Genomic DNA, 17,254 nt, shown 5'->3' with positions numbered 1-17,254 from the left:
GTGCCGGCTATCCGGCGGCGAATCCCGCTAGCGAAGGGCGGGAGCCACGACAAACCACCCGCCGGAAGCAATAACCATGGGTGTAAGGATCCACGCTGCTCCGCGGTAGGCCACGGATCCCTCCCCGGCCAACCCTGCGACCAGGGCGATGACCGGTAATATTTTTCTAGGCTGCGGCGCTGAACGCGAGGCTGTGACAGCGCATGGCGAGTTTGTGGCAGTAATCAGCACCAGTGCAGGTGCTTTCCAAGCGCACGACTTCGGCCACCGTTGCAGTGCTATTGCCGGCATCGTGGATAGCGCGGATCAACTCCCGGCACATGCTCACAACGTAGAGCGGGGCGTTGTACTCGGGATGCCTGTCGAGCGCTCCCTTCGCGCAGCGCTCTGCGAGGCCCTGCTGAATGATCGCCGCGAACGGCTCGTGATCGGCATGCGTGTTCGTAGGTTACCTCGATCAACTCGTTCTATTCAGCAGCAAGGTCAGCTGAGCCCAGATTCTCTTAAATTTCGCCATCGATACCCAAGTGGGCACAAATTGCACTCAGTTTTTTGTCCAGTGACTTGAGGTCAGCCTGTTCGCCACACGCTTGCGGTAGAGAGGGGGTGAATGTTCGTTCGAGGATCGCATTCAGCTCGGCAGTCATCGAGCGGTTGTTAGCCTTGGCCGAATCGAGCAGTAGTGCTTTCAGGTGGTCTGGAATCCGGTAGTTAAATTGTGGGTCAGAACGAGACATGCAGCGTTTTCCTATTGAGCCCTGGGAGCCAATTCAACGGCCTGGCGGCGGCCAATCTGTAACAGCAGATCAGCAGCAGTATCCTGAGACACGCCATCGGCCAGCGTCACTGTAGTCTTACCTCCGTCGACCTCTTCTTCGACGCGAAAAGAGCCGTTTTCTAGTTGTAAGGCTTGCCCACAACGAAATTGGCCGACCATGAGAATTAGATCGCCTTCATCCGGCACGACCCGCACACGGGCACGGGTTCGGTCAAGGCGAATGGGTAGCGGTACGCGTAAGATCGAGACGATGTCGGCATAGGGGCCGCGCTGTTTGAAGCTTCCGTAGGGCGTCAATTGGCTTTCGTCATAACCTGCGGGACCTGCAACCTCATAGCCGGTTAGTACCCTGAAACCCTCTGTCTCATCCAAATATGGGCATGAGCCATCGGCACGGAAGGCCGACAGATCAAAGCCGCCGGCGAGGCGCTCCGGCAGCATTGGCAGCAGTGCTTCATGGGCCTCTTTCGGCCAGTTCTTAATGAGCAAGGATTCTCCGGGCAGCAGCTTCTTGCCAAGCATGTCTTCAATGGCTTTGATCAGATTCGCCATGAACGCTTTGGAAGCCAGCAATGGCGGCCATTCAACCTCAGTTATGGTTCTTTCCCAGATCTGGGCTTTCATCGCGGTTTCCTTGAACTATTCACGGTCGATTGCCCAGAGGGCAAAACCAGTGAGCGCGGTGATCAATATCAATCCGGCCAGCGAATAGAAGATTTGCGGGCCGAGCACTTCCATCGGGTGCTCGTACCACAGAAACGGCAGTCCGATCACTGAGCTACCGACAATGAAATTCGTGCTACGGGCAAGAGCCATGGAGATTTCCACTAACTCGGAGTGTCCGCAACATCCTCCTTCATGCCGAAGGACTTGTAGGCGCAAAAAAAGGTCGCACACATAAGCAAAGTGACCACAACAAACTGCCAGCCGCTTATAGGGGCGTCATCCAACTGTCCAGGGGCCATCTGGCCAACGGCAACCATTCCGAAGCCAAATACACCCAAGCCATACGCTTTCTTCTTCATTATGCTCTCCGTAAATTTCAAGGTGTTAAACCCGCACCCTGGTACTGCCAAAGCCCGCACGAGGCGGGCTGATGATCAGCGGCGTTTTCCTCGTTACTTTTCAGGCTGGTCTTTACCAGTAGTTTCACGGGGCTTTGCCGAGCGCAGAAACCCGAACATCATCAGCAGAGCGCCACCCAAGATCACCGGGTAAATAGGTGCATCAGGCATCTTCAGTTGGAGCATCAGGGCAATAAGCCCACTCACAACAAATGCGCCAAAGCCAAAAACCAACCACTCACCACGGTGAATCGCTGGCTCGTTCGGTTGTTGCTCTTTGTTCTCTTGTTCCATGTCGGTTTCCTCGAACTTCATTCGCCCTGGTCGGGGCGGTAGTTGGGGCTCAGCTTTCGGCCCTCAGCTGTTGCCATCCAGCAGGGAGGCCGGGACTCGCGCTCAGCAAGCCCCAGGCGGACCAGGACGGTCATGGTATCGACGTTGCAGACTCGCTCGCCGTTGACCTCAACCGCAGCGCCGCTCGACACGCGAGCGCCCCAGCCCTGACTGAGCCAGTGCATTACACGCTGCTGGGCCTGAGTGAGCTTTAGCTTTTTCATCGCAGGTCGGTATCCTCGAACTCAGTTACTTGACGCTGCCACCGGCAGCGAGGATTGCAGCGCGCACGGCGTCCAGTTTGTCCTTCGGTACGGCGACGGAGAGGTAGACCGTATTTTGCTGCTTGCGCCAGGCCTTGAAGAACGACTCGAAGCTGCGATCAGCGAAGTCGTCGCGGCTGGACAGCACATGGCCGTACATGATCTTCACTTGGTCTTCATCTTTGAGGTCTTCATTGATGGAGTAGTCATCGGACTGCTCAACCCCGTTCACCTCAAGCACAAGCTCTTCGTGCCAAATATCGTCGCCCTTGCTGTCATCCGACTTCTGCCAATAGGCATCGTCGTTGTAGAACGCTCTCAGCTCAGCTCCGGTGGTCTTCGTGGCCATCTGGTGGTTTCCTCGGTATTCGTTATGGGTTCAGCGTCTCACGGGTCGCCCGAAACGCAAGGCCATGATCAGCCGTAATCCAGCGTGTCATCAGGTGGATCAGCGAAATATGCTCAGAGGATAACGGCCACGGTCGAAATCCCAACTAAGTCCCAGCATTTTCCCACACTCCAGTAGCTTGGAACCCCTTAATCCCGCCCCGTAAGGGTGCGAAACCTAAGTCAAAGCCAGCTCGAATGCCCGGCGTATGGTGTTCTGATCAACGCTGAGGTATGGCTTGCTGTGATCCAGATGCTGGTGGCCCAGGATGGTCTGCACCGTCTCCACATCGCCGGTCGCAGCCAGTACGCGAGCAGCCAGGGAGCGCCGCCCACTGTGCGAGGTGCCGAGCTTGATCCCAGCCTGCCGGTAAAGCCGAAGGTAGCGAGGGCGGTAGCCGGCCACTTGCTGGCGCTCGATGACAAAACATCCGGTCGCCACCACAGAGTTCGCCAACTTCGTAGGTTTGTGCTCGATCCCGAAGCTGGCCTGCACGATGAACTTCGATTCCTGCTCTGGCTCTATCCCTTCCACCGCCAAGGGATGATGACGGACCTGTACCACATGGTGTTTGGAGGCAAGCACGAGCCGCTTTGGATCTCGGCATTCAAGACCTACCCTCTGGCACTAGCGTTCAGTACTGAGCCATTCAATCCCGAATACCGTTTGGCCGGCGTCATTGACCTCACGCCTCACATCTCAACGGACGTAGACGGGCTATTCAATCTGAGGATTCCCACCAGACCAATCGTCGACAGCAACTGGCCATTCGCTCCACACCGAAACGGCGCAATCATGAGCCGCGATAATGGCAGCGTCACCACCGTCCCGTACGTCAATCAGCGGGCAAAAGGGGCTAAACGGGTTCAGGGTTCAAGGCTGGAGCCAGAACGCTAGCTCCGGGTACACCGGCAGAGGCCGGTAAGGTGTGGCCCGCAGGACGCAAAAGCCAGCGTGAGACATGCCGTTGATGCCCAGATACGAGCGAGCGGCCAGGCACTTACGGATCCAGGCACCAGTCCCTTCGTACTCATGGTCCTGCACGATCTTTTCGTCAGGGATGTCGAGCGCCTTCCCGGCTGCCCAGGCCCAGGCTGTCGCCTCTGGATCACTGCACTGCACCATAGCCCGCGCAAGCGGGTCATCAGGCTCAAGACCCATCTGGTCGAGCTCCTCAAACGCCCTTTTCATGCCAGCGCCCAGGCTCCCGCTCATGTAGCCCCTGAACCTGGTCGGGATAGTGGCCAGGTGGCCGGCTTCATGGAGCAGGCCGGACGCGGGTGCTCGTGGGTCGACCTGCAGGCCGCCCTCGACAATGGCAATGTGTTCGATGAATCCGGTCGCCCCAGGCACGATGTCAACGGACAGGCCTATCTCGCGGAGAAAGCCAACGGCCTTGTCTGCGTGTGAGCACTGCATATCCATCATCATGGATGTCCGATCCGGGTTATCAGGGGCGCTTAGTGGAGCATGCGGCCGGGGGCCGTGTCAGGTGTCTTTACGCGGAAGACCTGAGCCATCGAGCCGAGCATGGTCATAGCGCCGGCCTGGTCATCTGGCGACAGGGCGCGAAAGTGCTCAACCAGGGCCGCCTCTTCCGGGGTCAGGTACTGGGTCAGAAGTGGTTTGTTCGAATTGGACACGGTGATTCCTTCAGGTGGATTGGCTCAGCCGAAGTCAATTTCGGCGTTTTCGGGTACCTGGTAATCCTGCCGGCAGGCTTCACAGGTGAACTTGCCGCCACGTGGGTCGTTGATGAACCCTTGCTGCGGGGTATCACAGTGCGGGCACTCGATGTAGGTGATGTGGGCCACGATCACCGGGGCCTTGGGTTGGTCACACATGTGCTTCGGTTCTCCTGTGAGCGGCTTCACCCATGCCCAGCTTCTGCTGGATCCGCTTGGCTTCGGCCAGTTGCGCTTCTTGGCCCATGGCCGCGAATCGGTGTGAGAGTTGGACCATGAGGGCGGAGGCCTCGGGGCACAGGCCCGCTATCGAGACAGTTCCCCGGGTCAGGTCAGCAGCTTCGCGCAGTTCCCGACCATCGAACTTCCCGTCCAGGGAGGTGAGGTACTCGATAGCCCTGCTGACCACGTCATCGTTCACCGGCTTGCGGCCGGTCTCCACGGCAGACAGATACGAATCTGAAAGCCCCATAGCCGCAGCCATCTCATTGAGACGCTTGCGGACCTTTAGCCGGGCCAAGCGAACTGCCTGGCCGAATGGTGTTATCTCCATGGCGAACCCCGAATCAACCGAACGGGTGGAATAGTACCCGCTTATGGTGGATGCGGTATTCAGCGACTCACTCACTGCTGACGACCCCGCTGGGGCAGTCGGCCAGCACCATGGCTTGCTCGAATTCGGTCGGTGTCCGGAACTGATAAAAGCCTGTGTCCAGGCAGCGGAACACCAAAATCTCAACGTTCTGGAACGAACCCTCACCGATCGCAGTGGCGATCACCTCGTAACGACCGCCGTTCTCGGCATTGCTGAACACCTCGGGCTCGATGTCGAAGTGCTTCACCCCCGTAAAATGACCCTCAGCAGGGACGGGAGGAGCGGACAACTGCCCTGGTGCAGCACCAGCGCGGACGGTACCGGCCATATACGCAGCCTCCATCAGGTCTTTGACGCTGATTTCATGCTGTGTGAGTAACTCGCCCGACTTGAGCCACCAGCTGCGAAAATCCTTGCCACCGGTGACCAGTGCTGCAAGTAGCTGCTCACGGCTGATGCGCTCCGTCGTACCCGCACCTTCACCGCAGCCGGTATCGGCTGCAGGGTAAGGTTTGGTGTCGGCGCAGGTAACGGTCATTGCATCAACCCTGTTGGGGGTAGCTCAGTCGGGGAGTTGAATTCATTCTCCCCGCTTCTCCGAATATGCAACACCTTAATTCGGCCCATTTTTGGGGCCCGTCTGCTACCGGCTTCTATCGACCTCTCGCACCTTGCGCCACAAATTAAAAAGCCCGCACATGGCGGGCTCATTGTTGGATTCTGAGTTCTTGTCCAGTTCGGACATTCTGAAAATGCACAAGCAGATCCTCGTGCTGCCAGAGAAAACCGTCACCTCCGGCGTCGATGGCCAGCTCGCCATCCGCGATAGCCCTCACGATCCGCTCCTCTGGGCGGCGGGCATTGAATGGCTCCAAACCAGCCAACGGCAAGCGCAACTATAAAGAGCAAAGCGCTTCCAAATTTGAGCGAGGCTATGAAAATCAAAATAGCTAAGCCAATTATTGATAGGCCATTCATTCCGAGTCCTTACGCGTGATCCAGTTGTTTAAGCGCCCATTATTAATGGCCCGAAGCGGACTACTTCTCTCAGCCCCCAAGGATTGTAGCGTGTTGACGCATAGCGTTATCGCCGCTTCAAGGACCTAGCTTTGACCCAGGTCCGCCGACAACTCTGCCTGTACTGCTACAGCAATGCGATCTACGCCCTCCTGGCCGATGACTTCCAGGGTGGTCGGCAATAGGTTAAAGGGATCACTGTGCAGGCCGGCGGCCATCAGGTGCTCACTCTTGTCGTTTGCGCGAGTGATGTTCTCGGCGAAGTAGTCGATGCAGCCCTTAACGCCATGCTCAGCCGATGCAGTGCACAGCGCCTCAGCATGATCACCGTTGAGCACAAAGAAGACCCGCTCCTGCAGAACAATGGCCGTGGTATCGCTTCCGTACGCGGAACTGCGCGGGTTGTAGCTGATGTGGAAATCAGCCCCAAAGCTGCGCGTTACGTTCGGCGATGGCGAGTGGGTGACCGGGCACGTACTGCTCCGCATGCCGAGACGAATTTGGGTTGCAGTGTTCATGGGGCGGCTCCGTAATCAGGTGGTTTAGGCGGCTGCAACCGCACATCCGGTCGCGATGAGTCCACCCTCTCACCGATTGCAGAAACTGCAATCCGGCAATCTCGTCCTTCTAGCCATTTCCGCACCATATCAACACAAACGAATCTTTGCCTTGCAGGCCAAGAGAGCCTCGTATACAAATATTTCTTTGCATTGGCCGTTCTAGCTTGCTGCGGGTATACTACACCGCAAAGCAAACATTCCTTTTCCTTGTAGGCTATCAAGGCACCTAATACAAAAGGAGCTTTCTGTTATGCGTACAATGCGCATGTCAGACGACGCTATCGCAGTCCAGATAGGACAGGCTATTCGTGAGCGTCGCCTGCGCAAGAACATCACCCAGGATGACCTGGCGAACTCGGTCGGCATCAGCACGCCAACCCTGCAGAAGCTGGAAAAGGGCAAAGGCACCATTGCGACCCTTATCTCGACCCTCCGGGCGCTGGGCAGCCTCGACCTGCTGACCCACTTGATGACGCCGCCGCCCGTAAGCCCGCTTGCCGTGGCTAAGTCGAAGAAGTCATTGACCAGAATCAGGGCTGTTGGTTACGGGAGTGCCCGCGCCACCGCCCGAAACACAGCGGTCCATGTGAGCAAGGGATCACCAGGCTCAACACTACTGATACCGAAGAAGACACGCAGGAGCCAAGATGGCGAAGACAGCTGAAGTATGGATATGGGACCAGAAGGTGGGAACCGTGCTCTGGGACGAAACCCGGCCGGCACCAACGGGTACGTTTGAATTCGACCCAACCTTCTGCACCATCGGCCTCCAGATCGCACCGCTGACAATGCTGGCCGAGCCTGGCCAGGTGTACGAGTTCGCGACCCTAGCTGAAAAGGCGTTCAAACGCCTCCCGCCCTGCCTGTCCGACTCCCTGCCCGACGACTTCGGTAATGCGGTGATCGACAGCTGGCTGGCCTCGACCGGCCGCGACCCTAAAACCTTCTCACCGGTTGAGCGACTTCTTTATATCGGTAGCCGCGGTATGGGTGCCCTGGAATACAGGCCGGCTTCGGTGAAGACCGCCAACAAGGTCGAGAAGATCCAGCTTGATGCCCTGGTCGAGTTGGCAGGAAAGATACTTTCCCAACGCAAGGAACAGCTCGACGGTCTCAAAATCGACCCGGCTGCCGGCAAGGACGACGAAGCCCTGCAGCAATTGTTCAAGATCGGCTCCTCCGCCGGCGGCGCCAGAGCCAAGGCGATCATCTCGATCAATGACGAGACAGGCGAGATCTGCTCTGGCCAGGTCCCAGCTCCCGAGGGCTACGGCTACTGGCTGTTGAAGTTCGACGTTGGCGACAAGGCCAGCGAACTCGGTGACCCGAAAGGCTTCGGGCGAGTTGAGTACGCTTACCACCTGATGGCCAAGGCTGCCGGTCTGGATATGACCGAATGCCGCCTGATGGAGGAAGGCCCGCGTGCACACTTCATGACGCGCCGGTTTGACCGCATGGAGGATGGCGACAAGATCCACGTTCAGACGCTCTGCGCCATGGACGAAGCTGACTACAACTCCCCGGGGACGTACAGCTACGAGTCTGCACTGATGGTTTGCCGCGACCTGGAGCTCACCCGCGACGAGCAAATCCAGCTGTATCGCCGCATGGTGTTCAACATCATCGCCCGCAACCAGGACGACCACACCCGCAATATCTCGTTCATGGTCTGGAGGGACGGCGTCTGGAAGCTCGCCCCTGCCTATGACGTGTGCTGGTCTTATAACCCTGAGGGCGAATGGACAAGCAAGCACCAGATGACGGCCAACGGCAAGCGGGACGACTTCACTGTTGAGGACCTTCAGCAGGTCGCCAAGCAGATTTCCCGGTTCAATCCAAAGAAGGTCATCGAGGAGGTCGCTGCAGCTGTACGCCGCTGGCGCGAATTCGCCGACGAGGCCAAGGTCGACCCCGCCCTCGCCACCGATATCGAGAAGTCCCACCGCCTGTACCTGGCGGTCGAGAAGGCATAAAGCGTGAATATGAGCATGCAGAACGAACCCGGCAGAGAAGTCGACATGGAGTTTGTCGAGGCGACCCGGAAAAAGGTCATGAAAGCAGACATCGCGATTGGCCTGCTCTCGATGACGCCCCTGACCTCACTCATCTGGGGCTTCACCCAGGATGAACGCTTTAGCGCGGACGCCCTCGGCATGCTGGCGATGCTCTACGTGTGGTCAATCGGCGCCTGTTACTTTCTGTTCCTGCGCAAGATCAAGGACAACGGCCTGCGCTGGTCAGCCATGCTTTTCGCGAGCGGAACCTTTTCCACAATGCTGGTCTTGACCATCACTCTGCTCCCGGCCATGTGGTCGCTTGCCGCCACTCCGATCGGGACCTTCTACATCGCCAGAATCCGCAGCCGCCTGCATAGGAACACCGACATTCTGATGCGGATCGGGAAGGCAAGCCAGAAACAGGGCCAGTTGAAGGCATGAGCAGAATGGATAACGCCGGGATGACAGAGAAGGAACGCACCGTGCGATATCAGTGCATGAGCGGAGAGTGGCGCGAGGTTGAGCCGCTGCAGGTTTACAAGCTGGAGACAGCGCCCTCGCCTACTCGACGGAACCCAGAGCGAGTCATCCATGAAGCCTTTGCCGAGGAGCAGCGCGTTGAGTCGCTAGAAGAGTTCATCGAGCTGGCGCTGCGGATTCTTGCCGCAGAGCCTTTCTATCTGCGCAAGGACAGCATTCCATGGATGATGACCTATGTCCGTCACATCGGGGACGAGATCAAGGCCGGAGCACTGGAGCTTGGCCGCCACCGCAGCTATGCGCTTCGTTCCTACCTCTGGGAAAAATCCAGCTTCATCTACTTGACCCGTTTCGTAGGAGCCTTGGACTTCCTCGCATGCGCTCTATACAGAGGCGCATTCTGGTCAGGGTCGGATAACGAAGGCGACATGTATCACCTTCGAGGCATCGTCAACAATGAGTCGCCAGGAATTAAGGCTCTCGATGGCCTATACGAACTCAGAAGTTACTTTGACGACAAGCAGTTTAAGGCCGAGCTAACCCGCACCAGGGGGCAGGACTCGTTCATTGACTTCACGATCCCAGATGGGGAGTACCTGGCAATCCACGCTGCAGGTCGTGAGTTGATCTACCCGTCCGGCGCTGTAGGAGCGGGCCAGATTGAGCGCTTCCACTTGTCCGAGGCTTGGAACTCGTACGGTATCGCAGGATACCCCGGTTTTAATGAAGTGAACGGGGAGCATTCCTCCCCATTCAACATTGTCCACGCCGTGAGGCCGCTAGGCCCGCACAACGCAGATGGAGTACCGGTTATCGCTGGGGAGTTTTACGGTGTAACTCTCTACATCCCGCATGAATGGATACACGCCGATCAAGAAGAGACCTAGGCCCCGGCAGAGCTCTACAGCCTCTGCCCATGGCTCTCTTTCACACCCTCGACAATCCCCAGCACCAAAGGTGTAGCTCAATCCATCGGTCAATGTCCTGATAGGACCAGAAGTCATAGGCCAGCCCCGAGAGGTCATCAGAAAAGGGATCCAGGGCCTCGCCATCGTCAGTCACCGGAACAGGGGTGCGGGTGAAGGCGCCGCTCCGGTGCGGGGCTTCGCGAACGATCCAGCCGTGCTCAGGCCGGGCCTGTGGCCACGCCTCCCAGCAAATGGCCAACTCCATCACCCCGAGGTCGGTCTTCAAGGTACCCACCAGCAAGCCGCTGGCTTTGTCGGTGGTGGCGGTGCCCAGCTGGCACACGGCAGAGAACTGATCTGGCCCCAGGGTTGCGCCAGCAAGGCCATCGAGCAGGGCTACAACCGAATCAAGCGCCAGCATCTGAAACTCCGCATCAGAGAAGGAATGATGCAGAGGATCCTAAGACAGGGTGCCGGACATGCAAGAAGCACCGGCAAGAAGGTCATGCCTCCAGCCGGTACCGTGAAAGCAACTTGTTGTAGGGGGCAACCCAGGGCTCTTTACTGCTGAGCCGCGCATCCAGCACCCACAAGTTCTTCCCCTGCACCCCTGGGCGCCGGACAAGCCGGCCGAGGCCTTGCCGCAAGGCCCATGCCCCCTCTAGCGACGTGATCTTGAAGCCGGCAATGGCGTGGCGCCGCTCGTGCGTGAGCGACCTATTCAGGCCAACAGGCAGCCGGGTAATCACGAGATCGCTCAGCATGGCATCATCTGCGGCTTCAACCAGTTCATCCGACAGATCGATGCCGGTCCAGGCAGCTCCAAGCCCAACCCATACTGGTCGCTTCCCGCTTCGGTAGAGTGCCTTGTACTGTGAAACACACATCGAGGCACTGGCAGACCGAGACTGAATCACCAACCGCTCACCCAGCCTATCCTGCAGGCGCTCACGCAGCTGCTCAGCGTTCAGGTAGGAGGTGCACAGCACCAGGGTGCCGCCGGCGGCCTGTTCCGCCGCTTGCAGAACCAGCTCGCTTGTCTCGTCGGCCCATTGAGGGGTGTTGTCCTCAGGCGCAATGGTGTTCTTTGCCCGCCTGTAGGTCACGGGGGTAGTAGTCCATTCCGGATGAACAGAGGGCAGGTACATGGCGCGAGCCGGCGGGACCTCCAGCTTCCACCTGGTGAGCATCGGGTTGTCATCGCTGGAGTAGAGCGTGGCTGATACCAGGGTCGCACCGACACATGAGTTCCAGAGCGATTCAAGCGCCCACCCAAGGTTCGCCCGCCCGGAGACCAGCATCGGGTAGTAACGAATGGGGGTCAGCTCCATGCTTAATCGTGTCCGGCCCGACAAAGCATCTTTCATGGCTCGAATCGCTGAGCGGATGACAATCTTCGGCCCGCTATCCATGGCTTTTAGGCTAATGCCTTCAAGGGCTGTCAGCGCCGTCCGCAGGGAGGCCTCGACCTCTGGAACATCAGCAAGCTGACATCCTACCCTTGAGGCCTTCTCAGACTGGCGAACGGCGCGACCGATCGCATCCTCAACCGCATTCAAGGCGGCAAGAGCGACCTTTCTGCCTTTTGCCGCATGCCCCTCAACAGCTCGAAGTAACGGCCTCACTCGCAGGGTTTGGCTAAAAATCGAGGCGAATGCCTGTTCCAGCAAATGGGCTTCGTCAACGATGAGCGTGTCGATGGTCTGCGGCAAAGAGAGGGAAGCAGCCTCCTCCTCCTCTGATTCGATCAGGCCTCGCAGGTGCATTAAGCGAACGTGATTGGCCAACATGAAGTGTGAGCAGAGGACAATCCCCGCCTCGGTGTGATTGCCTCGCATCGACCGGTAGAGCTGCTGGGCCGGGCAATCATCAGTGTCCTCACTGGACAACATCAGAGCATCGACCGGCATGTCCTCGGCCAGCGCCAGCGCATCCTCAAGCATCCAGCAAAGCTCGTGATCAATCACTGCGCTCGCCTCTATGGTGCGGCTTGTGAGGGGCTTTCCTCCGGCCTGTACCCACTCCAGAAGCTTCTCGCGACCATTGTCCGACGCCCAGTCAGAGACGCGCTCTGGCGATACAAAGTTGGGTCGGCCAAGTGACATCGTAATCCCGGCTGAGCATGCCTCAGGGATCGCGCTCAGAGCCTCGACAAGCTGCCAGGTAACAGCCAGTGGCGCACTGATCACCACGGTATCTCCCTTGGCAGCTGCATTGGCAGCCAGGGAGGCAATCATCCGGCCCTTGCCGGTTCCCGTTGCGGCCTCAGCAAACACAATCTTGCCCGCCTCCATCCCGGCAGCACTCTTCTCAAGCAAGGGATGAAGTACGTCCCGGACATGCTCCTGCCCAATGATCAGCGGCTCATGGGCAGTCGGTTCTGCTTGGGCGCCAGGGCTTGCCTGCTGGTGCTGCTCAAGAGCCTTAAGAAGCCCTGCCGTCAGGCGAGGAACAGTTAGGTCCCTCTTAAGGGCCAAATCTCTGAGCTGCAGGCTAAGCGCGGGGCTCATAGTGGCCGTGAAGCTCTCCACCTCGTGAATCGGGACTGGCAACGGGGCGAGGTCCAGATCAAGCGCCCTGCATAACTGATCTCTGGCCCACTGGCTGCGATTTCCAGCAGGGGGATTCACCGCGCCAACTCGAACTACTTCCATAGGGCTTGCTCTACTTTAAAACGTGTTATTAATTTAACGCACAGATTAACAACAGGTAACCCTAATGCGAGTTCTGCAGTGCTTCTTCGATCTAGGCGAGTGCATCTACCCTGATCAAGCGCGAGCTATGGTCGCGGAGTTGATGAATGGAATTCAGCCTGCCCTGGTTGCAACGCTGATGAACTACATCCCCGGCACCAGCATCTCGAAAACTGAGTTTCCGCCGGTGCAATTCGGCCGGTACCAAGGCGGGTTCTGCCTTCTTGGTTTTGGCGAGGCTGGCAGTTGCATCGTCAATGATGCCGCCCCACTGATTCATGCCGCCCTTTGCCGGCATAAGCCCGAGCAGATCATCAAGTCGAGATCCCGGGAGCTGTCCCTAGCGGTTGAGCCTCGACCCTACGCGTTGCGTTACACAGTTCCTCGCATGGTTGTGCAGAAGAAGGAAAAGCATGCTGCGCGGCTGCTGACGGACGAGGCTGGCAAGCGTCACATCGAAAGCCTTTTCCTGGGGTCCATCCAGCGCCAGGCCGATGCCGTTGGCGTGCTGCTGCCGCCAAATCTGGAGGTTGCATTCATGGGGGCCAAAGGAACCTTTGCTGCAAAGCAGAACCCAGGATCGCAGGTCGCCCACCTCGGATTGAAAGGTGCTGTTTTTGATGTGCACGCCTGGTTTAGCGGCATCTGGACTGCTGGCTACATGCTGAGCAAGGGCAATGGCCACTTCGATGCCACCTACCAACTGTCGGGGGCCTTCAATGCGCTACCCGAGTGATGTCGTAGACCAGGTGTTCAAGCTCGGCCCGGACAACGGCCTGTTGAGCTGGGGTAAAGAGACCACAGCCTGCAGCCATTGCGCTCGTCCGATCGCACGAGGAGACCTCTACTCACCGTCGAACGCCGGGCAATTCTTCAGTGACACCCGCAGCCTTGCCGCCACGTCGCGAAGCATCTGCTGGCGCTGCGTCATCCTCAGAAAGAAGGCCATGCTCAATGGGCTTTCCTACGCGCTCATCACCCTGGACGGGGTTTTCCAGATCAGCAAGGACACGAACAAGGCCTGGCTCTTCACCACTCCCCCGCCGGCGCCATTTCTGGTCATGCACTCATCCTCGACCATGCAGCACCTCTGCTGGCGGACACCGATCACCCTGGACAACCGGATCATCCGTGTTCGTTACGGGAATCACCTGTTCACTGTTCGGCCTGAGGCTGTGCGCAAAGCCCTGGCGATATCCGATGCGATGAACGAAGGCCTGAAGAAATGGACCACTCCACTGTTCCTGGATCGCAAGGCCGCCAACCAGAACCACGGCTCTCTCACTACCGCCGGCCGAGAACTGCTGAGCCAGTCAGATCAAGACTTCATGCTCAACCTGACACCTGGTGAGCGTTGGGCACTCGCCTACGTCATGCATTCAAAGCGCCCACAGCCTGAAATGCCCGAATGCATCACCGCCAAAATCATCGAGAAGCTTTAAGGGACAACCACATGCAAATCGAAGTCATCATTCGCAACATCACTCCGATCTTCTCTGCGTCCCCTGAAGGCGCTTACATCGGCCTCGATGGCACCTTCAACCCCTCGCTGGATAAGCCGCGGTTCCCGGTGACTCGCGCCCGCACCTTGAAAGTGGTGGCAGAAGACTCGAACGGGGTCGCAAAGCCGGTTCATCTTCCGGTAGTGCCGGGCAACACCATGCGCAACCTCCTCCGTCGAACCATGCTGGAGTACGTGATTCAGCCTGCCCTGCTCGATAAAGCTGCTCAGCTGAGCATCGGGGCTTACGCTGCCGCATATTCAGGCAGCGCCACGGGCAACCCTGATGGCGTTCCGAGTAGCTTCGATGAAACCGTTGCGCTGCGCTCCCACCCATTCATCGGCCTTTTCGGTGGCGGCCCCCGTATGCTCAAGGGCCGCCTCATGGTCGACACCCTGTACCCGATCCACGGCAATTCCGAACGCATCATCGGCTCCGACTACATCAACGACTCTGTCAGCGGCCAGATCACCGACGTGGTTTGGACACGGCGCAACGACCCGGTGCTTGCGCTGGGTGAAGCACAGGATGCCGCGGTCATTGAAGGTGGGGCACAGGCCGCCAATAACTGGATTACCAACCTGCTGGCGACGACCAAGGCCAAAAAGGCGAAGGCTGGTAAGGAAGGCGGCGAGGAGCCTGGTGAGGCCAGCGAGTCCAAGCGTGGACTCAATGCGTTCAACGCACACGAAGTCGTTATTGGCGGTGTGAAATGGCTCTGGCGCATCAACGCCGATCAGCCTACCAAGGCCCAGGTAGGGCTCATTCTTCTTGCCCTGTCGAACATCACCAACTTACGAATTGCCGGCGGACACGCTAAAGACTACGGCCGTTTTGTCATTGATGGCGTAACCCTGAATGGCCAGCAAATCTGGAGCCAAAACTCCTTCTCCGGCCAGGACCTTACCCCCTACTTCGACGCGATCGCCGAGGAACTCGACAGCCTCAGCAAGGCGGAGTTTGAGCAGTTTGCTGCAAGTGCCAAGGAGGCTTGATGGACTTCTTGAAGGTCACCATCCGACTGAGCACCCCGATGGTCGAACCTGGTGACCTGTTCCACCTGGACGCCCTGCTCGGCGCCCTTCGTGTGGAGCAGGCCAGGGCGGAGTTTGGCGAAGGCATAAACCCTAGGGACTACCATCATGACCTGCCCCTGGATAAGTACAGCGCCGGCGAGGGTGATTGGGTGTTCAAGGCTTCCGCATTCACTTACGCCAGGGAGCTTGAATCGCAGAATTCGATGCAGACGGGGCGACTCAACATCACAACGGCGGCAAAGCACCGTGATGAGGGCTTTCTACTGCTGCGAGCGGCGAAACCAAACATTGCTGGCGGTCCGTTTAAGACTTCCATTTACCAATACCCAGTCATTTGGGCGACCCTCACTGCTTACTGCGTTGGCGAGCAAGCGGGTATCGCCGAACTACTGTCCCACTGCCGGCAGGTCGGGGGGCGCCGAGGTGTTGGGAGTGGGCAGGTTGCAGGCGTTTCTGTCGAGGTCATCGACGAAAATGAGTGCGACTGGTCCCTAAGAGCTATGCCTGAGAACAGTGATCCGCAGCTGCTTGCCGGGGACTACGCCAAGGTGATGGCATCCCTACGCGGACCGTACTGGGATCGGACACTCCATCAACCGGTATTAGTACCTACCGAACTTAGACAAGGGGAATAGCTACTACATATTGCTGATTATTGGGACACCCTAGATCTATGTGTATTCCCCGCGCATGCGGGGGTGAACGGTAACTTCTGTATGGGCGAACTGGGTGAGTTGCGTATTCCCCGCGTAGGCGGGGGTGAACGGTTACTTCTGTGAAATCAAAACCGGCATCGCATGTATTCCCCGCTTAGGCGGGGGTGAACGGCTCTGCGACCAACTCTTCAACCGTAAATGCGCGTATTCCCCGCGTAGGCGGGGGTGAACGGTACTTCTGTGAACTGTTGACGGCGCTGCAGTACGTATTCCCCGCGCATGCGGGGGTGAACGGCCGAAAAACTCTTGCTGTATTTCTGCTCTGCCGTATTCCCCGCGCAAGCGGGGGTGAACGGTTACTTCTGCTGTCACGCTTCAATGGCCATTAGTATTCCCCACGTAGGCGGGGGTGAACGGGCAACGACATACAGGATGTTTGCGGACATAGGGTATTCCCCGCGGAGGCGGGGGTGAACGGCAAACTTCATCGCAGGTTGCAAGGCTGTCTTCGTATTCCCCGCGTATGCGGGGGTGATTTCGATCAATGTGTAGGGGCTAGGTCTGATGTCCTAGCCTAAAAGCGAGTCTAAATATGCCTCATGAGCACTTCGTCGACCCTCACCGTGTGGAGAGGGTTCTGGCCGAGGTACGGGCCGGCGTCTCGGCCCGGCAGGTGGAGACAGGTGGCTGGCGCCTGGTCGGCCCTCTGGCACCGGTGACGCCCACCTCGATCGGCCGGTTCCGGACAGAACGTAAGGCGTTGGAGCAGCAGGTCATCCACGCCCTGGTCCGCCTTCTCGGCTGGGAACTGAAGGGCGATGACCACTTCCGCGCCCTTCAGCGCATCCAGCGCCGACTCAACGCCTTCAAAAGCGACTTACCGGCAGCAGAGGATCTATTGCTTGAGCAGCTGGCGCTGGAGGGCTGTGGCCTGCAGGCAGATGGCATTCCTAGCGCTGAAGTCTTGGAGGCCTGATAGGGCCGGTTAGATAGCGATTGGCAATTCCGCCCATTTGCGGATTGTCGCCTACCGCCGGCGCCAGCTGCGCGAATGGGTAAGCGTCCTGCGTGCTGCACGCATCCAGTCCAAATCGGAGGCCATCGAGCGTGCCACCGATGCCGGCCCACTCCCTGCGCACGCCCTGCGCCGTGGCGAGGCACACCTGAGCAACGAAGGGCTGGACTTAGCCCGGTTCGCCTGTGAAGTGAACGGTGCGGTAATGCCGTCAGCAGCAGGAACCTGTTAGCCGAGCAATCGGCTAACGCCTGTAAAGGAATCCCCTTCCTGAGCGGACACC

At 58.4% G+C, this 17,254-nt stretch carries 25 protein-coding genes and 1 pseudogene; 10 read left to right on the top strand and 16 right to left on the bottom strand.

Features of this window, described 5'->3' with window-relative positions; genetic code table 11:
- Positions 1 to 503: 503 nt before the first annotated feature.
- The 13 genes and pseudogenes from P7A97_RS08260 to P7A97_RS08200 form a co-directional block, all read right to left on the bottom strand.
- Positions 504 to 737, bottom strand: a complete 234-nt coding sequence (locus P7A97_RS08260) for an Arc family DNA-binding protein (RefSeq protein WP_277689452.1) — start codon at positions 735 to 737, stop codon at positions 504 to 506.
- Positions 738 to 748: 11 nt separating this feature from the next.
- On the bottom strand, positions 749 to 1,402 hold the full coding sequence (locus tag P7A97_RS08255) for a hypothetical protein (protein WP_277689451.1): 654 nt from the start codon (positions 1,400 to 1,402) through the stop codon (positions 749 to 751).
- A gap of 15 nt (positions 1,403 to 1,417) precedes the next feature.
- Positions 1,418 to 1,594, bottom strand: a complete 177-nt coding sequence (locus P7A97_RS08250; protein WP_277689450.1) for a hypothetical protein — start codon at positions 1,592 to 1,594, stop codon at positions 1,418 to 1,420.
- An 11-nt stretch (positions 1,595 to 1,605) separates the two neighbouring features.
- Complete coding sequence (locus tag P7A97_RS08245) at positions 1,606 to 1,803, bottom strand: hypothetical protein (protein WP_277689449.1); 198 nt, start codon at positions 1,801 to 1,803, stop codon at positions 1,606 to 1,608.
- Positions 1,804 to 1,896: 93 nt separating this feature from the next.
- Positions 1,897 to 2,136 carry a hypothetical protein gene (locus tag P7A97_RS08240; protein ID WP_277689448.1) on the bottom strand — a complete coding sequence of 80 codons (240 nt, stop codon included), beginning with the start codon at positions 2,134 to 2,136 and terminating at the stop codon, positions 1,897 to 1,899.
- Between the two features lie 17 nt (positions 2,137 to 2,153).
- Positions 2,154 to 2,399, bottom strand: coding sequence for a hypothetical protein (locus tag P7A97_RS08235; protein WP_277689447.1), 246 nt, complete (start codon positions 2,397 to 2,399; stop codon positions 2,154 to 2,156).
- Between the two features lie 25 nt (positions 2,400 to 2,424).
- Positions 2,425 to 2,787: a hypothetical protein gene (locus P7A97_RS08230; RefSeq protein WP_277689446.1), complete on the bottom strand. Its 363-nt coding sequence runs from the start codon at positions 2,785 to 2,787 to the stop codon at positions 2,425 to 2,427.
- Positions 2,788 to 3,003: 216 nt separating this feature from the next.
- Positions 3,004 to 3,204 (bottom strand): annotated as a pseudogene (locus P7A97_RS08225) (site-specific integrase); the annotation flags it as partial.
- Positions 3,205 to 3,699: 495 nt separating this feature from the next.
- The gene (locus P7A97_RS08220) at positions 3,700 to 4,257 is read right to left on the bottom strand and encodes a hypothetical protein (RefSeq protein ID WP_277689445.1); all 558 of its coding nucleotides are present in this window, start codon (positions 4,255 to 4,257) and stop codon (positions 3,700 to 3,702) included.
- Positions 4,258 to 4,286: 29 nt separating this feature from the next.
- Positions 4,287 to 4,469, bottom strand: a complete 183-nt coding sequence (locus P7A97_RS08215; protein WP_277689444.1) for a hypothetical protein — start codon at positions 4,467 to 4,469, stop codon at positions 4,287 to 4,289.
- A 24-nt stretch (positions 4,470 to 4,493) separates the two neighbouring features.
- Positions 4,494 to 4,670: a hypothetical protein gene (locus tag P7A97_RS08210; RefSeq protein WP_277689443.1), complete on the bottom strand. Its 177-nt coding sequence runs from the start codon at positions 4,668 to 4,670 to the stop codon at positions 4,494 to 4,496.
- Entirely contained in the window at positions 4,663 to 5,139 is a 477-nt protein-coding gene (locus P7A97_RS08205; protein WP_277689442.1) for a helix-turn-helix transcriptional regulator, read from the bottom strand. Before P7A97_RS08205 ends, P7A97_RS08210 begins: the two co-directional genes overlap by 8 nt.
- Complete coding sequence (locus P7A97_RS08200; RefSeq protein WP_277689441.1) at positions 5,132 to 5,644, bottom strand: hypothetical protein; 513 nt, start codon at positions 5,642 to 5,644, stop codon at positions 5,132 to 5,134. Before P7A97_RS08200 ends, P7A97_RS08205 begins: the two co-directional genes overlap by 8 nt.
- Positions 5,645 to 5,858: 214 nt before the next feature.
- Here P7A97_RS08200 and P7A97_RS08195 point away from each other — a divergent pair, with 214 nt between their 5' ends.
- Positions 5,859 to 6,008, top strand: a complete 150-nt coding sequence (locus P7A97_RS08195; RefSeq protein ID WP_277689440.1) for a hypothetical protein — start codon at positions 5,859 to 5,861, stop codon at positions 6,006 to 6,008.
- Positions 6,009 to 6,209: 201 nt separating this feature from the next.
- Here P7A97_RS08195 and P7A97_RS08190 read toward each other — a convergent pair whose 3' ends face one another.
- Positions 6,210 to 6,641: a hypothetical protein gene (locus tag P7A97_RS08190; RefSeq protein ID WP_277689439.1), complete on the bottom strand. Its 432-nt coding sequence runs from the start codon at positions 6,639 to 6,641 to the stop codon at positions 6,210 to 6,212.
- A 292-nt stretch (positions 6,642 to 6,933) separates the two neighbouring features.
- Between P7A97_RS08190 and P7A97_RS08185 the strand changes: the two genes are divergently transcribed.
- The 4 genes from P7A97_RS08185 to P7A97_RS08170 are packed head-to-tail and all read left to right on the top strand — an operon-like array spanning position 6,934 to position 10,047.
- Positions 6,934 to 7,347, top strand: a complete 414-nt coding sequence (locus P7A97_RS08185; protein ID WP_277689438.1) for a helix-turn-helix transcriptional regulator — start codon at positions 6,934 to 6,936, stop codon at positions 7,345 to 7,347.
- Positions 7,331 to 8,656 carry a type II toxin-antitoxin system HipA family toxin gene (locus P7A97_RS08180; RefSeq protein WP_277689437.1) on the top strand — a complete coding sequence of 442 codons (1,326 nt, stop codon included), beginning with the start codon at positions 7,331 to 7,333 and terminating at the stop codon, positions 8,654 to 8,656. Before P7A97_RS08185 ends, P7A97_RS08180 begins: the two co-directional genes overlap by 17 nt.
- A 15-nt stretch (positions 8,657 to 8,671) precedes the next feature.
- Complete coding sequence (locus tag P7A97_RS08175; protein ID WP_277689436.1) at positions 8,672 to 9,121, top strand: hypothetical protein; 450 nt, start codon at positions 8,672 to 8,674, stop codon at positions 9,119 to 9,121.
- 5 nt (positions 9,122 to 9,126) lie between these two features.
- Positions 9,127 to 10,047: a hypothetical protein gene (locus tag P7A97_RS08170; RefSeq protein WP_277689435.1), complete on the top strand. Its 921-nt coding sequence runs from the start codon at positions 9,127 to 9,129 to the stop codon at positions 10,045 to 10,047.
- Positions 10,048 to 10,087: 40 nt separating this feature from the next.
- Here the strand turns inward: P7A97_RS08170 and P7A97_RS08165 are convergent, their stop codons facing one another.
- Both P7A97_RS08165 and P7A97_RS08160 read right to left on the bottom strand, forming a co-directional pair.
- Positions 10,088 to 10,489, bottom strand: coding sequence for a hypothetical protein (locus P7A97_RS08165; RefSeq protein WP_277689434.1), 402 nt, complete (start codon positions 10,487 to 10,489; stop codon positions 10,088 to 10,090).
- Positions 10,490 to 10,571: 82 nt separating this feature from the next.
- Positions 10,572 to 12,722: a helicase C-terminal domain-containing protein gene (locus P7A97_RS08160; protein WP_277689433.1), complete on the bottom strand. Its 2,151-nt coding sequence runs from the start codon at positions 12,720 to 12,722 to the stop codon at positions 10,572 to 10,574.
- 64 nt (positions 12,723 to 12,786) lie between these two features.
- Between P7A97_RS08160 and P7A97_RS08155 the strand changes: the two genes are divergently transcribed.
- The 5 genes from P7A97_RS08155 to P7A97_RS08135 all read left to right on the top strand — a co-directional run bounded on the left by P7A97_RS08155 (position 12,787) and on the right by P7A97_RS08135 (position 16,932).
- On the top strand, positions 12,787 to 13,497 hold the full coding sequence (locus tag P7A97_RS08155) for a hypothetical protein (protein WP_277689432.1): 711 nt from the start codon (positions 12,787 to 12,789) through the stop codon (positions 13,495 to 13,497).
- Positions 13,481 to 14,203, top strand: a complete 723-nt coding sequence (locus tag P7A97_RS08150) for a hypothetical protein (RefSeq protein WP_277689431.1) — start codon at positions 13,481 to 13,483, stop codon at positions 14,201 to 14,203. The genes P7A97_RS08155 and P7A97_RS08150 overlap by 17 nt, the downstream gene beginning before the upstream one ends.
- Before the next feature lie 11 nt (positions 14,204 to 14,214).
- The gene (gene csf2, locus P7A97_RS08145) at positions 14,215 to 15,258 is read left to right on the top strand and encodes a type IV CRISPR-associated protein Csf2 (protein WP_277689430.1); all 1,044 of its coding nucleotides are present in this window, start codon (positions 14,215 to 14,217) and stop codon (positions 15,256 to 15,258) included.
- Positions 15,258 to 15,935: a hypothetical protein gene (locus tag P7A97_RS08140; RefSeq protein WP_277689429.1), complete on the top strand. Its 678-nt coding sequence runs from the start codon at positions 15,258 to 15,260 to the stop codon at positions 15,933 to 15,935. Before csf2 ends, P7A97_RS08140 begins: the two co-directional genes overlap by 1 nt.
- Positions 15,936 to 16,548: 613 nt before the next feature.
- Positions 16,549 to 16,932 carry a hypothetical protein gene (locus P7A97_RS08135; protein ID WP_277689428.1) on the top strand — a complete coding sequence of 128 codons (384 nt, stop codon included), beginning with the start codon at positions 16,549 to 16,551 and terminating at the stop codon, positions 16,930 to 16,932.
- Positions 16,933 to 17,254 lie beyond the last annotated feature (322 nt).

Origin of the sequence: Pseudomonas sp. GOM6 (assembly GCF_029537485.1) — a bacterium.
Lineage (GTDB): Bacteria > Pseudomonadota > Gammaproteobacteria > Pseudomonadales > Pseudomonadaceae > Aquipseudomonas.
Note: the sequence above shows the minus strand (reverse complement) of the source record. Positions and strands in the feature narration are given on the sequence as shown.